This is a genomic window from Gordonia sp. 852002-10350_SCH5691597 (assembly GCF_001665715.1).
Lineage (GTDB): Bacteria > Actinomycetota > Actinomycetes > Mycobacteriales > Mycobacteriaceae > Gordonia > Gordonia sputi.
Map to the genome: position 1 here is coordinate 1 of NZ_LZMO01000229.1, position 14,042 is coordinate 14,042.

Sequence of the window (14,042 nt, forward strand, 5' to 3'; positions counted from 1 at the left end):
GGTCAGCCCCGGCTCAGGTGTCGGAATCTGCTTGTGCACAGACGTTTTGGTGGAATCAATTACGGTCATCGACACTCCTTTTGATTGAGACCTCCGGCCGACGCCGGTGACGGCGGCAGCTCGTTTCTGTTCTCGAGTGTGATGCGGGGCACATCAGATTTGAAAGGAGTTGGAGCGAGGTTGGCCGAAATCAGCCGTGATGTCTGATCACCGGAGGACTAGACCGGATGCCAAAGCCGTTCCACCACTTCCTCGTTCAGCGCTCGCCCCGAAGCGCACGACGACGTGCATTGTCGCGCAGTATGTCATCGGGTCTATGTCCGAACCTTGCGTGGTACGTCCGCGAGAAGCTGCCGACCGAGCCGAAACCGCAGCGAACCGCGATCTGGGCCACGGTCAACCCGTCATCGGCCTGGAGCAGCATCCCCCGGGAGCGTAGAAGACGTTGCTCACGAACATATTTGGGAACGCTGGTGTGCGCTTCGGCGAAGATTCGGGACAGATGCCGTTCACTGATGCCGACAGCACGCGCCACATGTGGTGCGGTCAGACCCGTATCTGACAGATTGGCGGCGATGAAGTCACGTGCTCGGTCGAAATGGTTGTGAACGGCCGGCTCCGCTCGCGGGGAGAGGACAGCGGAGATGAGCTCCACCAGATCGTCCTCGGCGAGCGACTCGGTCGCCGGATCGCGCGTCGCGGCGATCAATCGCGTTCTCAGTGCGGCACCGGCGAAGTTGTTGCCGATGTCGATGACCCGCGGGGTGACTCCGATCGGCACCCCCAGCGAGCGGTGCAGAAGTGGAGTCGGAACGACGACGGCCAGAGCTTCGGTGTCCTCCCCGAATCCGCTGACGAACGGGCGCTCGAGGCTCGTCACCAACAACCGATCGACCGTGGCGAAGTGGGTCTGTCCGTCGGTGAACAGAAAGGTATGGCCTTTGAGGGTGATCGTGATCAGTGTGGCGGGCACGCCATCGTCAGATACGAATTTGCCCGACATCTCGACGATGTGCGACCCCATTCGCAACGACATGACGCGCAGCGAACCGACCTCGGCCACCGTTCCCGTTGCGTCGAGTCGCTCGTCACCGAGGACTTTTGCGTGCAGCGGAAGAAAGGTACTGCTGGTGAACTCCTCCCACCGGGCCGCGGATTCGGCACCGAGGCCATCGGTGGTGAAGGCGACCGGATCACGAGCCACGGGCCGCCCCGACGCCCCACGTGCCATGTCTACTCCCACGTCCGCCAGTGCCCACGGCGAAAAACGCGATGAACCGCACCGCCACGCCGCATCTGCTCATGTTATCCAGGTCACATGATGGTTCGGCAAGAGGCATGAAAGCATGGCGTAAACGACGCCGGATGGCCGATTTCGACAGTCGACCGAGCTCAGTGCGCGGAGAACATCGCCAGCTCGGCGTCGCTGATACTGCCGTTGATACGGTCGCGGCGTAGCCGCGTGAAACCGCCGACCACGAACACGGCACCGGTGACTCCACGTGCCTGTAGGTGCCACGCCAACCACTCGGCCTCGTGTCCGTCGTCGCTGACCAGAATCCAGCGTCGATCATGTGTGGCCGTCCGCAGAGCTTTCGGTGATCCCGGCGTGAGCAGGTCGAGGACCTCGGTTGCCTCGACGGCGAGTGCCCCGATCAACGCACCGTCGAGTGTGCGTTTGCGGTGGCTGCGAATGTCGACCGGGACAGCACCCGCCGCCACGGCGGCACGATATGCGCTTGGTTGGACCGATAGCGGGGCGCTGGGTGCGTGAACCGAGATCGGCGCGTGCACGTGCTGGGTGAACTGGACCGATGCGGTCATGGGAGAGATACCTCGGAAGTGATCGAAAACGAGCGGGGGGCGTCGACGAAGGGCGGCCGCATGAAGCGGACTCAGCCCTGACAACACTCCTGACAGCTCTTGATCACGGCGACAAGTTTGCCACAGTGCACGGCTACGGGCCAGGTCTGCGGGAGTTTCGTGCTTGCGGCGCGCAAAAAGAAGTTCGACGCCGCAGTTGTCGCGTCAGCGGGCCCCGCGCCCTCGCCCCTGCTGTTTGGCCCGCTCGGACACCAGGCGTAACCCCTCGAGGGTCAGATACGAGTGGTGTGTGGTGAGCGTGCGGCTCTCCGGGTAGATCAGCGGCGCCAGTGACCCGGTGGCCACGACTGTCAGATCCCGGCCGTCGAAGCCGTCGACGGTGTCGCGCACCCTGTCGACGAGCCCGTCGACCTGCCCGGCAAATCCGTACAGGATTCCCGACTGCAACGCTTCGACAGTGTTCTTACCCAACACGCTGCGCGGGGGCATGAGTTCGACACGGCGCACGGTCACCGTGTGCTCGGCGAGCGCCTCGACGCCGAGGTTCACTCCCGGCGCGATGGCACCGCCGAGGAACTCGCCCTTCGCCGACACCGCGTCGACAACTGTCGCGGTGCCGAATGCGACGACGACGCACGGCCCGCCGTAGATATTGTGCGCGGCAAGACAATTGGCCACACGATCGGTGCCGACCTCTTTGGGATTGTCGACGAGTAGCGGGACCCCGGTTCGGACACCCGGTTCGAGGAGAACGTGATGGACGCCGCCGTAGTAGCGCGAGACCATGACGCGCAGTTCCCGCAGCAACGCCGGCACCGTCGACAACGCTGCTACGCCGGTGATCTGCTCGATGTCGTCGCCGAGTAGCCCGCGGATCGCCATCGCGAGTTCGTCGGCGGTCAGGTGCGGGTCGGTGTGAATCCGCCAGTCGCGCACCAGTTTGGCGTGTTCACCCGACCCCGCGAACACCCCGAGATGGATGTTCGTGTTCCCAACCTCGACGACGAGCAGCATCGACGACCTACACCGTTGAATCTGCGAAGTCGGTTCGCGCAGAGTGCGTTTCGGGGTGGCGCGGGTCGAGAAGTCCTGATCCTTCTGGCGCGTGCGCGGGATCCGTACCGTTCTCGGCGACGCGGTTCGCCTCGTCGACGAAAACCACGTGCGGACTGTAGGCACGCACCTCGGCTTCGTCGAGGATGCCGTAGGCGATGATGATCACCAGATCGCCGGGATGAACGAGATGTGCTGCTGCGCCGTTGATCCCGATGACGCCGGTACCGCGGTCGCCCGCGATCGCGTAGGTCTCGAGACGGGCGCCGTTGGTGATGTCGACGATGGTGACCTGTTCGCCTTCGAGAAGGTCCGCGGCGTCGAGCAGGTCGGCGTCGATGGTCACCGACCCGACGTAGTGCAGATCGGCCTGAGTGACGGTCGCCCGGTGGATCTTCGACGTCATCATGGTGCGAAACATGCTGTCATTCCTCTGTGTTGGCGTGCATTGCGGGCGGGCTGCAGAGTCTGTGGGGGCGTGATCTCGACAAGCTCGATCAGCGGAGAGCGGTGCTCGATCAGCGCGGGGCGGTGCGGGTCAGTACGCATCGGGGTTCCCGATGTCCTCGGGCTCGATGCCGATCGACACGCCGACGTTGTCGATCAGCCGCGCCGCGCCGAGGCGGGCGGCGACCAGCAGTCGTCCGTCACCTTTGTCGGGCGCTTCGCCGAGGGCGCGGTCGCGCAGCGCGAGATAGTCGAGCTCGATCTCCGGCGATGTCGCCAGAACCGCTTGTGCAGCAGCGAGAATCGCATCCTTGCCGCCAGGAGCGGCGTGCGCGCCTGCCGTGAGCGCCGCGGACAGCGTGGTGGCGATTTCACGCTGCTCCGGTGTCAGGTAGCGGTTACGCGACGACAACGCCAGGCCGTCGGCCTCGCGCACCGTCGGCACCCCGACGATGTCGACGTCGAGGTTCAGGTCGGCCACCATTTGTGCGATCAAGACCAACTGCTGGTAGTCCTTCTCCCCGAAGAACGCGGCGTGCGGTGACGCGATGTTGAGGAGTTTGCACACCACGGTCAGCATTCCCGCGAAATGTCCCGGGCGCACGGCGCCGTCGAGGATGTCGCCTGCCAGCCCCGGCACGATCGTGGTGCGCGGCCCAAGGGGATACATGTCGTCGACGGTTGGCGCGAACACCAATTCCACACCGGCGGAACGCAACAGCTCGACGTCGTCGTCGAACGTCCGCGGGTAGGCGTCGAGATCTTCGTTCTCGCCGAACTGCAGCGGGTTCACGAAGATCGAGACGATGACCACCACGTTGCCGATGCTCTTGGCGGCGTCGATCAACTGCAGGTGACCGGCATGCAGCGCACCCATCGTCGGTACCAATGCCACGCGCTTACCCGCGCGACGCAGCGCCTGACTGACTCGGTGCAGTGTGGCGGGGTCACGATGCACCGTCAGTTCACCTCGGGCGTAGGCGTCTGGACTCAGCGGCGCGGTCATCGTTCTCCTCCTACACAGCTCGAAAGGCCGTGCATCACAACATCTGTCGGCATCTGTTCGGTGTTCATTCACTGCTCCAATACGTCGAGGAGCGGTGCGGGTGCGTCGGTGTACGCGGCTGCCCGACGCGCAAGGATGCGATACGCCTCAGCGATCGCATCCGTTCGATGACCGCCGGGGAGTGCGCGGAGAGCATCGAGGTGGTCTGCGACGGCCTGCGCGTCGCCTCTGGCCACTGGCCCGGTCAACGCGGCGGGGCCGAGATCGAGCACGTTGTGGAGGGCCGCGGTGAGAAGCGGCGCGAGAATGCGTTCGGCCAACCGTTCCGAGGATCCGTCGACTGTTGCCGCGTCCCGACCGGACTCCCCCGCGCCGCCCTCAATGGCCGCGTTCATCGCCACGACCGCATCGCTGACGAGTGCGACGAGATGATTGGCACCGTGCGCGAGTGCGGCGTGGTAGAGCGTGCGGTCGGCCTCGGCGATCCGGACGGGCTCGCCGCCCATCTCGAGCACGAGAGCCGACGCTATCGCGAGACCCACCTCGTCGGCAGCGGTGACGCCAAAGCACGCCTGCGGCAGACGGGCGGTGTCGTCGTCGGTTCCGACGAACGTCATCGCGGGATGAATGGCCAGCGGAAGCGCCCCGAGCGCGGTGAGGGGCGCCAGGATGTCGACGCCGTGCGCGCCGGCTGTGTGTACGACGAGCGTCCGGGGACGCAGCCGTCCGCTGTCCACGATCTCGGCAACGACGTCGGACATGCGGTCGTCGGGTACGGCGATGATCAGGAGTTCCGAGCGCGCGACGACGTCGGGAAGGTCGAGGATCTGCGATTCGGGAAGTCGTTGGGCGGCGCGGCGTCGAGAGTGCGGCGACCGGGCCACAACCGCTCCGACGACATGGCCTGCGCGTTCGAGTGCCTCGCCGAGTGCGGTTCCGACACGTCCCGCCGAAATGATGCCGATGGTCAGGCGCGCGGGTGTCGGCAGATTGCTCACGCCGGCGAATTCGGCGGAGAAAGAGCCGGAATGGCCTGCTCGCCCCGCGTCGCGAGGTGGCTGATTCGACACGGCGGGATCGCCGTTCGGTGAGGTCACCGGTGTCCTCCCAGATCGTTCCAGTCCCAACTGCCGCGTGGGTACCGGACGTGCACCGCAATGCTAGGCGCTCGACGCATCGTCGGGCCAATGCCTGTGAGACGGGTCACCCGAGAGGATCGGTCAGAAGGATGGCGCGGAGTGAAAAGTCAGTCCTCGCGACGGCGACGTCCGCCGCCGCTACCGCCGGAAGTCTGGCGAAGCTGATTGAGCAGCTCCGCGACCGGTAGCCCCGCCGTGTGCGCGGCGTCGTGGTCGTCGTCTTCCTCACGGCGGCGTCGGCCACCGCTGTAGCCGGCACGCGCACCGTCGTCGCCGGTCTCGTGACGCCCCGCCGTGGTGTCGGTGGCGTCGGCGTCTCCCGATTCGGGCGCGGGTGAGGTTGCCGCGTCGGCCGCCTGGGTGTCGTGCTCCGACACCTCGACGGTCTCGGCAGCAGGGGCCGTCTCCGCAGTGGGGACGTAGAATCCGCCGGAGAAGGGCGACGCCGAGGTCGGTTCTGCGGCCGGAGGCGTCTCGTCGAATCCCGACGTGTAGGGCGCGCGCGGCTGTTCGTCGACGACGTCGACGACCACCTCTTCAACCCCGAACTCTTGAACGGGTTGCGCCACAAGCGTCTCGTCGACGGCTTGTGCCTCGAGGTCGTCGGCGCGGACGTCCTCGACGGCTACGTCTTCGACAGCTTCGACGGCGACTTCTTCGGCGCGGATGTCGTCGAGCGGAACCTCGGTGGCGATGCGGCCGGAGATGGGGGCGTCCCCCGGAATGACCGGGAGCACTTCCGTCATCTCGTTGGGATCGACGTCGGACCCGAAGCGTCGTGGAACATCGAATGGGCGGGAGTCGCGTCGTCGATGCTCGGCGCCCGGGGCGGTCTGCTCGAAATCGCGGGCGGCAACCGCGCCGTCGTCGTGAGCGGTGTAGTCGGTCTGGCCGTAGCCGCCCGGGTAGCCCGACCCGCTGCCGTAGCCGGTCTGGGGATCGGAGTGACCCGGCTGCGCTCCGAGACCGCCGAGACCCGAGGCCAGCTCGCGCAGCTTCTCGCTGGGAAGTGCCGCGCGCTGGTCGGGTAGCGACTCGCCCAGCAGCATCTCCAGGCTCGAACGCAGTGCGAGTACCTGTGCCTTGAGTTCTGCCAGCTCGACACCGGCCTCGTCGCTGATCTCCTTACGGATGGTCGATTCGACGTCGAGCTCGTACTGCCTGCGCGCGGCGATCTCGCGCTCGAGTTGCAACTCGTACACCAGTCGCAGATCGCGACTCTTGCTCTCGGCGCTCTCGGCCTGCCTGCGGTAGCGAGTGACAAGGATCGCCGCGATCACGGCGGCCCACAGCGCCGCGATCACCGCCAGCGATCCGAGCACCGAGATCTGATCGGCGAAGAGCATCAACACACTGGCCACCACGGCCAGCACGATCAGGAGACCCACCAACCACTGCCCGACGCGACCGGAACGGCGTGTGTCGGCGGCACGGCCAGTCGAGGTCGTCATGACCGTGAACTTACCCCCTGACGGCCCGCGCGACCGCCAGGCTGGTGCGGAGAGTCACGATTGGCCCCATAAAATCCCATCACAGAAGGGGTCACGCGGGCCCGGGATGGCCGTCTGCCCGCGGCTGCGTCGGCTGGTCGGTCGGGTCGTCGGGTGCCCGGCAGCAGTACTCGAGCCACAGCGCCGCGAGGACGAGCACGAGCCCGCCGAAGGCGCCGACGATCGCACCGGGTCTGTCATGCTCGGCAGCATTCACGCCGTGCTGACTCCACAGGAACACCAGCATCCCCACCCACACGCCGACGGCCACGGCACCCAGGATCGCCGACGCCTTGGCCAGTGCGAGGACACGCGCTGCGGTCAGCGGATGCAGCTGCCCACGTGCACGACCCACCTGACGGTCGGCGACACGTGCGCGCACCACGAATGCCATCGCCGTCTCGATCGCGGCGAGCACGTAGAGGACGATTCCCGCCAGCAACGGCAGCGGCGGCAGTGCCGAGTAGTTGTAGCGCACCAGAATCCACGAGATCACCGCGACGAAGACCGCGACGATCAACAGATCACGTGGCCGGGTCGGACCCAGGCCGGGCTCGTCGGACTCCGGCGGCGTCGACGGCTGCGGGGTTGTCACCTCGCCACCTCACTCCCCTGTCGGCCCGGCTGCGAACCTCCCGGGCGCACGGACAGTCGGTGCACGCCTGCGCGCTCACTCGCGGGTAGTGCCGCGACCAGGTCGACCACCGACCGGATGCCGTCGGGCGTCCACAGCGTCGCATCGGGTTCGATCTCCAGCCACGGCACGAGCACGAAGGCGCGGTCGGCGGCTCGCGGATGCGGCAGCGTCAGCACGTCGTCGTCACTGATGATCGGCTGCCCATCGGCGTCGGTAGCACAGATCACGTCGACGTCGAGTGTCCTCGGGCCCCAACGGATGTCTCGGGTCCGGTCAGCAGCGCGCTCGAGTTCGAAGCCACGCTCCAACCAGTCACGCGCAGAGATCGGGGCGTCGACGATGAGCGTGATGTTGTAGAAGTCGGGTTGTTCGACACCGCCCCACGGGGCCGTCGAATAGATGCTCGACGCCGCGACGAGGTTGTCGGCGAATGCGTCGACGACCTCACCGAGCCGGGCCTCTCGGTCGCCGAGATTGGTACCGGCGGACAGCACGGCGCGCGTCATCTCGAACCACCCGCCGATTTGCGGGAGCGTCGGGTCACGACGGCGACGTCGGCGAAATCCAGCGGGATCGGCGCGGACGGCTTGTGCACCACCACTTCGCACGCGTGAATGCGGTCGTCGAGCATGATCTTCTCGGCGATCTCCCCACCAACCGCCTCGATCAGATTGCGGGGGTCACCGGCGACGACGTCGTGGACCTGCTGTGCGAGCGACCCGTAGTCGATGGTGTCGGCCAGATCGTCCGACGCCGCGGCGACCCGCAGGTCGGCCCACAGCGTGACGTCGATGATGAAATCCTGCCCGTCGCGGCGTTCGTGGTCGAAGACGCCGTGATTGCCGCGCACCCGTAGTCCGCGCAGTTCGATGCGGTCAGCCATCTCGATGCTCCCGCCGGACGGTATGCCGATCGCGCCCACCCGAACGCCACGCCGCGGCGACGGTCACCGCATCCCGGTTGGCAGCGACGTCGTGGACCCGAACTCCCCACGCGCCCTGCACCGCGGCGAGCGCGCTGATCGACGCCGTCGCGATCTCTCGTCCCTCCGGCGCGCGATCGTGGCCGTCGGCGGCGAGCAGCGTGCCGAGGAAACGCTTGCGCGACGCCCCGACGAGCACCGGAAAACCGAGATCGACCAGCGTCGGCAACGCGTTGAGCAGAGCCCAATTGTGTTGTGCTGTCTTGGCGAATCCCAGCCCGGGATCGAGGATGATGTTGTCGGGATCGACCCCGACGTCGACGGCGGCGTCGACCTGGCCGAGGAGCTCACGACTGACCTCGGCGACCACGTCGCGGTACCCGCCCGTGTCGTCGACTCGGTGCGTGAATCGTCGACCGGCATCCGATTCGGCTGCCGCTGGACGCCAGTGCATCAGAATCCAGGGCAGTCCGGCGTCGGCGAGAAGCGCTGCCATGCCCGGATCGGCACGACCCCCCGACACGTCGTTGACGATCGTCGCCCCGGCCTCGATGGCGGCCGACGCCACGCCTGCGCGCATCGTGTCGACCGAGACCTGTGCACCCTCGGCAGCGAGTGCGGCGATTACCGGAACCACGCGCTTGATCTCGACGGACTCGTCGACGCGTACCGCACCCGGACGGGTCGATTCGCCTCCGACGTCGATGATGTCGGCGCCGTCGGCGAGCAGACGAAAACCGTGTTCGACGGCGCGCTCGGCGTCGAGGTAGCGACCACCGTCGGAGAAGGAGTCGGCGGTGACATTGACGACGCCCATCACTTTTGTGCGCGCGTCATCGGCCGTGTCGACGGCGACCGGGTGAGCGGTCACCGGGTGATGAGGTCGAGTGCCTCGCCGCGCGAAACGGCGCTGGTCTTGAAGATGCCGCGCACCGCGGACGTCGTCGTGCGAGCGCCCGGCTTGCGGATGCCGCGCATCGCCATGCACAGGTGTTCGGCTTCGATCACCACGATCACGCCACGCGGATTGAGCCGGTCCACCAGCGCATCGGCGATCTGGCTGGTCAATCGCTCCTGCACCTGCGGACGCTTGGCGTAGAGGTCGACGACTCGCGCCAACTTCGACAGTCCGGTCACCTGGCCCGATGGGCCGGGAATGTAGCCGACATGGGCGACACCGTGGAACGACACGAGGTGGTGCTCGCACGTCGAATACATCGGAATGTCTTTGACCAGCACCAACTCGTCGTGGTCCTCGTCGAAGATGGTGGCGAGTACATCCGACGGGTCGGTGTAGAGCCCCGCGAACATCTCGCGGTACGCATTGGCCACGCGCGTCGGCGTGCGTCGCAAACCCTCGCGGTCGGGGTCTTCACCGACTGCGATCAGCAACTCCCGGACAGCCGCTTCAGCGCGCTCCTGATCGAAGAAGCGCCCGTCACCGGTCGATAGTTCGCGCGACGCGCCGTCGTGAGTCGCGATGTCGTGACCCTCGCTGATTGTCATCGATCCGACCCTCAGGCTCCATCTCCGTGTGAACGATTGTCCCCGTGTGAACCGCTGTCGCCGGAGTCGTCACGATGCTGCCCACCGTTGTGGCCCGCACCGTTGTGACCGCCGTACGAGCCGTTGCCATAGCCATACCCGTTGGGCTGATTTCCGTTGGCGCCGTTCGGGTTTCCGTTCTGCGGATACCCCTGCGTCTGCGGATACCCCGGCGTCTGCGGATACCCGTGCGTCTGCGGATCTCCCTGCGACTGGGGCGGCCAACCCGGCGCCGACCAGTCACGCGGGGCGCCGTAGTCGGGTCGCGTTCCGCCGCCACTCTGCGGACCCTGCGGGTAGGGCTGCTGCGGGTAGGGCTGTCCGTAGCTCTGACCTGGATAGGAACCCGGACCTTGACCCGGATGAGGAGTTCCGTAGTAGGGCTGCTGCCCACCGGGGTAACCGGACGGAGAGCCCGGTGCACTGCCGGCACCGACGGGTTCGCGCACCGGCTCCGGCGGAGGCGGAGGCCACGGCTCGCCACGTTCGATCGCCATCTCGCCGGGGGTCTTCACCGGGGGCTTGTCGCTGGGGGTGCGCTCGCCGAACTCGTTGAACGTCGTGATCCGCGGACGCTTCTCGACGTCGGAAAGGATGCTCTCGAGATCCTTGCGGGTCAGCGTCTCCTTCTCGAGGAGTTCGCTGGCGAGCACGTCGAGGGTGTCGCGGTACTCGGACAGGATCGCCCACGCCTCGGTGTGCGCGGCTTCGATCAGTCGGCGCACCTCGTCGTCGATCTCGCTCGCGACCTCGGCGGAGTAGTCACTCTGCGCGCCCATGCTGCGGCCGAGGAACGGATCGCCCTGCTCCTGCCCGTAGCGCACAGCGCCGAGCTTGGCGCTCATGCCGTATTCGGTGACCATCGCACGTGCGATCTTGGTCGCCTGGTCGATGTCCGAGGACGCGCCTGTCGTCGGCTCATGGAAGACCAACTCCTCCGATGCGCGACCGCCCATGGCCATCACCAGACGAGCGATCATCTCCGAGCGCGTCATCAGGTCTTTGTCCTGCTCGGGCACGGCGAGCGCGTGACCGCCCGTTCGTCCACGCGCGAGGATCGTCACCTTGTAGATCGGGTCGAGATCGGGCATCGCCCACGCGGCGAGCGTGTGACCGCTCTCGTGGTACGCGACAACCTTCTTCTCGTGTTCGCTGATGATCCGGCTCTTGCGCCGCGGTCCGCCGATGACGCGGTCGACCGCCTCCTCGAGCATTTCCGCCGTGATGACCGTCTTGTTCTCGCGCGCGGCGAGCAGCGCGGCCTCGTTGACGACGTTGGCGAGGTCGGCGCCCGACATTCCTGGCGTGCGCTTGGCCAAGCCGTCGAGGTCGGCGTCCTCAGCGATGGGCTTGCCCTTGGCATGCACCTTGAGGATGGCCCGACGACCCGCGATGTCGGGATTGCCGACGGGGATCTGCCGGTCGAAACGTCCCGGACGCAGCAGTGCAGGGTCGAGGATGTCGGGACGGTTGGTCGCTGCGATCAGGATCACGCCCGAGCGGTCGCCGAACCCGTCCATCTCCACGAGCAACTGATTCAACGTCTGCTCGCGCTCGTCGTGACCACCGCCGAGACCGGCACCACGCTGACGGCCGACGGCGTCGATCTCGTCGACGAAGATGATGCACGGGCTGTTGTTCTTGGCCTGCTCGAACAGATCGCGCACACGCGACGCACCGACACCGACGAACATCTCGACGAAGTCGGAACCGGAAATGGTGAAGAACGGCACGCCCGCCTCGCCTGCGACTGCCCGCGCAAGCAGGGTCTTACCGGTGCCGGGCGGACCGTAGAGCAGCACGCCGCGAGGAATCTTGGCGCCGAGCGCCTGGTAGCGCGCCGGGTTCTGCAGGAAGTCCTTGATCTCGTACAACTCTTCGACGGCCTCGTCGGCACCCGCGACATCGGCGAAGGTGGTCTTGGGCATGTCCTTGGACAACTGCTTGGCCTTGGACTTGCCGAAGCCCATCACGCCGCCCTTACCACCACCCTGCATGCGGTTCATGACGAAGAAGAAGAGCCCGAACAGCAGCAGCATCGGGAGCAGGAAGATCATGATCTGCCAGAACACCGACTGCTGCGTCACGTTGGTCTGGTAGCCGGCCCCGGTCGACTTGACCGAGTCGAAGACCTGCTCACCCGCCGAAGCCGGATACTTGGTCGAGATCTTCGTGACATCCTTGCCGTCGACCTTGATCGCATCCTTGGTCTCGATCCGCAACTGCTGTTCGCGATCATCGATCTGGATGAACTTGGTGTTCTTGGTGTTGAGCTGTGTCAACGCGACAGAGGTGTCAACCCCGGTGTAGCCGCGATCGCCATCGCGCATCGCGCTCCAGCCCCACAGGGCGAGCACAAGCACCGCGAGTATCGCGAGGTTACGGAAGACTGTCTTTCGGTTCATGCGCATTGGTGGAGGTCCAGGCCACGTGTTGGGCCGCCCGGCGCCGTTACCACTGTCCTTCCCATCGGTTTGTGAACGATGTGAACGCCACCCAAGGGTTCGGTCGTACACATTGAGGCTACCGGTCAACGATCACGCAGGTGAAACCGTTCCCTGTTTGTCTGCACGGACTCTGCCCACGCGCTGTTTGCTGTGTTTTCTGCGCGGGCTCCGCCCACGCGCTGTTTGCACCCTCAGCGCCACTCTTCGTCGTCACCGGCCTCGTCGCTACGCTCCTCGCCGCCTCCTCCTGCATCGCGGCGCGCGCAAACAGAGCCCTCTTCGCGGGCTCCGCCCACGCGCTGTTTGCACCCTCAGCGCCACTCTTCGTCGTCACCGGCCTCGTCGCTACGCTCCTCGCCGCCTCCTCCTGCATCGCGGCGCGCGCAAACAGAGCCCTCTTCGCGGGCTCCGCCCACGCGCTGTTTGCACCCTCAGCGCCACTCTTCGTCGTCACCGGCCTCGTCGCTACGCTCCTCGCCGCCTCCTCCTGCATCGCGGCGCGCGCAAACAGAGTCCTCTGGGTAGCTAGCTCTCGTAGACCGAGGCGCGCAGGCGACCGATGAAGGGGAGGTCGCGGTAGCGCTCGGCATAGTCGAGGCCATAGCCGACGACGAACTCGTTCGGGATGTCGAAGCCGACATCGGCGACGTCGACGGGCGAACGGACGGCCTCCGGCTTGCGCAGCAGGGTGCACACCGCCAGCGACCGCGGCTGGCGGGTGGCGAGGTTCTTCATCAGCCACGACAGCGTCAGACCTGAGTCGATGATGTCTTCGACGATCAGTACGTCACGGCCCGCGATGTCGCGGTCGAGGTCCTTGAGGATGCGCACCACGCCCGACGACGACGTCGCCGACCCGTAGCTCGACACAGCCATGAACTCCATCTGCGACGGGATCGGCAGCGCGCGGGCGAAATCGGTCATGAACATGATCGCGCCCTTGAGGACGCCGATCAGGACCAGATCGTCCTGCAGGTCCGTGTATCGCTGCGCCACCGACTGGGCCAGCTCCGCGGTCCGCGCCTTGATCTGTTCCTCCGTAATGAGGACTGCTTCGATGTCGTCGCCGTAGTGGTGCTCGATCTCGATCTCGGAATGCACGGATACCAGCTTGACACGTCCACCGAACCGGGCGAAGCCCGCGGTGCGGTCAGCGGTGTCTGGACACCATTGCCGCCCACGAAAAATGTCGTCTGATAACAGGACAAATCAGTCACAAGAGAATAACGGATCGAAACATGCGTCACCCACGGTTCGTGTTCAGCCCGCACTTCCAGAAAAGAAGTCACCATCTATTCTTGAGCCTCACAGTGATCGGTATCACACAACATGAAGCTCGACATTTCTGGGAATCACAGGACGGCGTAATCGCCGATGACAAGCAGACTCAACGTCGATTCAAGGACGAGGACGACAATGAACCAACAGCGGCGAAACCACCCCCTGCCACCATCTCGACTAGCACCTTCGCTTAGCGAAATATACGCGCCGACAAAGTATTTGATACGTGCGATTGCAATCTTCGCCGCCGC

General features: G+C 65.9%; 14 protein-coding genes. All 14 read right to left on the minus strand.

Annotated features, from left to right (window positions below; translation table 11 throughout):
* Positions 1 to 256: 256 nt before the first annotated feature.
* On the minus strand, positions 257 to 1,231 hold the full coding sequence (locus tag A5777_RS16905; RefSeq protein WP_082933716.1) for a helix-turn-helix domain-containing protein: 975 nt from the start codon (positions 1,229 to 1,231) through the stop codon (positions 257 to 259).
* A gap of 161 nt (positions 1,232 to 1,392) precedes the next feature.
* A complete protein-coding gene (locus tag A5777_RS16910; protein ID WP_064863525.1) occupies positions 1,393 to 1,824 on the minus strand; it encodes a hypothetical protein in 432 nt (143 codons plus the stop codon).
* A 204-nt stretch (positions 1,825 to 2,028) separates the two neighbouring features.
* Positions 2,029 to 2,838, minus strand: coding sequence for a type III pantothenate kinase (locus tag A5777_RS16915; RefSeq protein WP_064863526.1), 810 nt, complete (start codon positions 2,836 to 2,838; stop codon positions 2,029 to 2,031).
* Between the two features lie 7 nt (positions 2,839 to 2,845).
* Positions 2,846 to 3,298: an aspartate 1-decarboxylase gene (gene panD, locus A5777_RS16920; protein ID WP_064863527.1), complete on the minus strand. Its 453-nt coding sequence runs from the start codon at positions 3,296 to 3,298 to the stop codon at positions 2,846 to 2,848.
* 117 nt (positions 3,299 to 3,415) lie between these two features.
* Positions 3,416 to 4,330 carry a pantoate--beta-alanine ligase gene (gene panC / locus A5777_RS16925; protein ID WP_064863528.1) on the minus strand — a complete coding sequence of 305 codons (915 nt, stop codon included), beginning with the start codon at positions 4,328 to 4,330 and terminating at the stop codon, positions 3,416 to 3,418.
* 68 nt (positions 4,331 to 4,398) lie between these two features.
* Positions 4,399 to 5,427 carry a Rossmann-like and DUF2520 domain-containing protein gene (locus A5777_RS16930; protein ID WP_064863529.1) on the minus strand — a complete coding sequence of 343 codons (1,029 nt, stop codon included), beginning with the start codon at positions 5,425 to 5,427 and terminating at the stop codon, positions 4,399 to 4,401.
* 149 nt (positions 5,428 to 5,576) lie between these two features.
* Positions 5,577 to 6,920, minus strand: a complete 1,344-nt coding sequence (locus A5777_RS16935; protein ID WP_064863530.1) for a DUF6779 domain-containing protein — start codon at positions 6,918 to 6,920, stop codon at positions 5,577 to 5,579.
* 91 nt (positions 6,921 to 7,011) lie between these two features.
* Complete coding sequence (locus tag A5777_RS16940; RefSeq protein ID WP_064863531.1) at positions 7,012 to 7,554, minus strand: DUF3180 domain-containing protein; 543 nt, start codon at positions 7,552 to 7,554, stop codon at positions 7,012 to 7,014.
* Entirely contained in the window at positions 7,551 to 8,102 is a 552-nt protein-coding gene (folK, locus tag A5777_RS16945; protein WP_064863532.1) for a 2-amino-4-hydroxy-6-hydroxymethyldihydropteridine diphosphokinase, read from the minus strand. Before folK ends, A5777_RS16940 begins: the two co-directional genes overlap by 4 nt.
* Entirely contained in the window at positions 8,099 to 8,479 is a 381-nt protein-coding gene (gene folB, locus A5777_RS16950; protein ID WP_064863533.1) for a dihydroneopterin aldolase, read from the minus strand. The genes folK and folB overlap by 4 nt, the downstream gene beginning before the upstream one ends.
* A complete protein-coding gene (gene folP, locus A5777_RS16955; protein WP_064863545.1) occupies positions 8,472 to 9,335 on the minus strand; it encodes a dihydropteroate synthase in 864 nt (287 codons plus the stop codon). Before folP ends, folB begins: the two co-directional genes overlap by 8 nt.
* A gap of 50 nt (positions 9,336 to 9,385) precedes the next feature.
* The gene (gene folE, locus A5777_RS16960; RefSeq protein WP_064863534.1) at positions 9,386 to 10,024 is read right to left on the minus strand and encodes a GTP cyclohydrolase I FolE; all 639 of its coding nucleotides are present in this window, start codon (positions 10,022 to 10,024) and stop codon (positions 9,386 to 9,388) included.
* Positions 10,025 to 10,035: 11 nt separating this feature from the next.
* Entirely contained in the window at positions 10,036 to 12,468 is a 2,433-nt protein-coding gene (gene ftsH, locus A5777_RS16965) for an ATP-dependent zinc metalloprotease FtsH (RefSeq protein WP_082933720.1), read from the minus strand.
* Positions 12,469 to 13,035: 567 nt separating this feature from the next.
* Positions 13,036 to 13,611, minus strand: a complete 576-nt coding sequence (gene hpt, locus A5777_RS16975) for a hypoxanthine phosphoribosyltransferase (RefSeq protein ID WP_064863537.1) — start codon at positions 13,609 to 13,611, stop codon at positions 13,036 to 13,038.
* Between the last annotated feature and the right edge of the window lie 431 nt (positions 13,612 to 14,042).

What these genes read in the sequence shown, in the direction of transcription:
- A5777_RS16905 (WP_082933716.1), bottom strand. Translation starts at nt 1,231, where the DNA reads ATGGCACGTGGGGCGTCGGGGCGGCCCGTGGCTCGTGATCCGGTCGCC.
- A5777_RS16910 (WP_064863525.1), bottom strand. Translation starts at nt 1,824, where the DNA reads ATGACCGCATCGGTCCAGTTCACCCAGCACGTGCACGCGCCGATCTCG.
- A5777_RS16915 (WP_064863526.1), bottom strand. Translation starts at nt 2,838, where the DNA reads ATGCTGCTCGTCGTCGAGGTTGGGAACACGAACATCCATCTCGGGGTG.
- panD (WP_064863527.1), bottom strand. Translation starts at nt 3,298, where the DNA reads ATGTTTCGCACCATGATGACGTCGAAGATCCACCGGGCGACCGTCACT.
- panC (WP_064863528.1), bottom strand. Translation starts at nt 4,330, where the DNA reads ATGACCGCGCCGCTGAGTCCAGACGCCTACGCCCGAGGTGAACTGACG.
- A5777_RS16935 (WP_064863530.1), bottom strand. Translation starts at nt 6,920, where the DNA reads ATGACGACCTCGACTGGCCGTGCCGCCGACACACGCCGTTCCGGTCGC.
- folK (WP_064863532.1), bottom strand. Translation starts at nt 8,102, where the DNA reads ATGACGCGCGCCGTGCTGTCCGCCGGTACCAATCTCGGCGACCGAGAG.
- folB (WP_064863533.1), bottom strand. Translation starts at nt 8,479, where the DNA reads ATGGCTGACCGCATCGAACTGCGCGGACTACGGGTGCGCGGCAATCAC.
- folP (WP_064863545.1), bottom strand. Translation starts at nt 9,335, where the DNA reads ATGGGCGTCGTCAATGTCACCGCCGACTCCTTCTCCGACGGTGGTCGC.
- folE (WP_064863534.1), bottom strand. Translation starts at nt 10,024, where the DNA reads ATGACAATCAGCGAGGGTCACGACATCGCGACTCACGACGGCGCGTCG.
- ftsH (WP_082933720.1), bottom strand. Translation starts at nt 12,468, where the DNA reads ATGAACCGAAAGACAGTCTTCCGTAACCTCGCGATACTCGCGGTGCTT.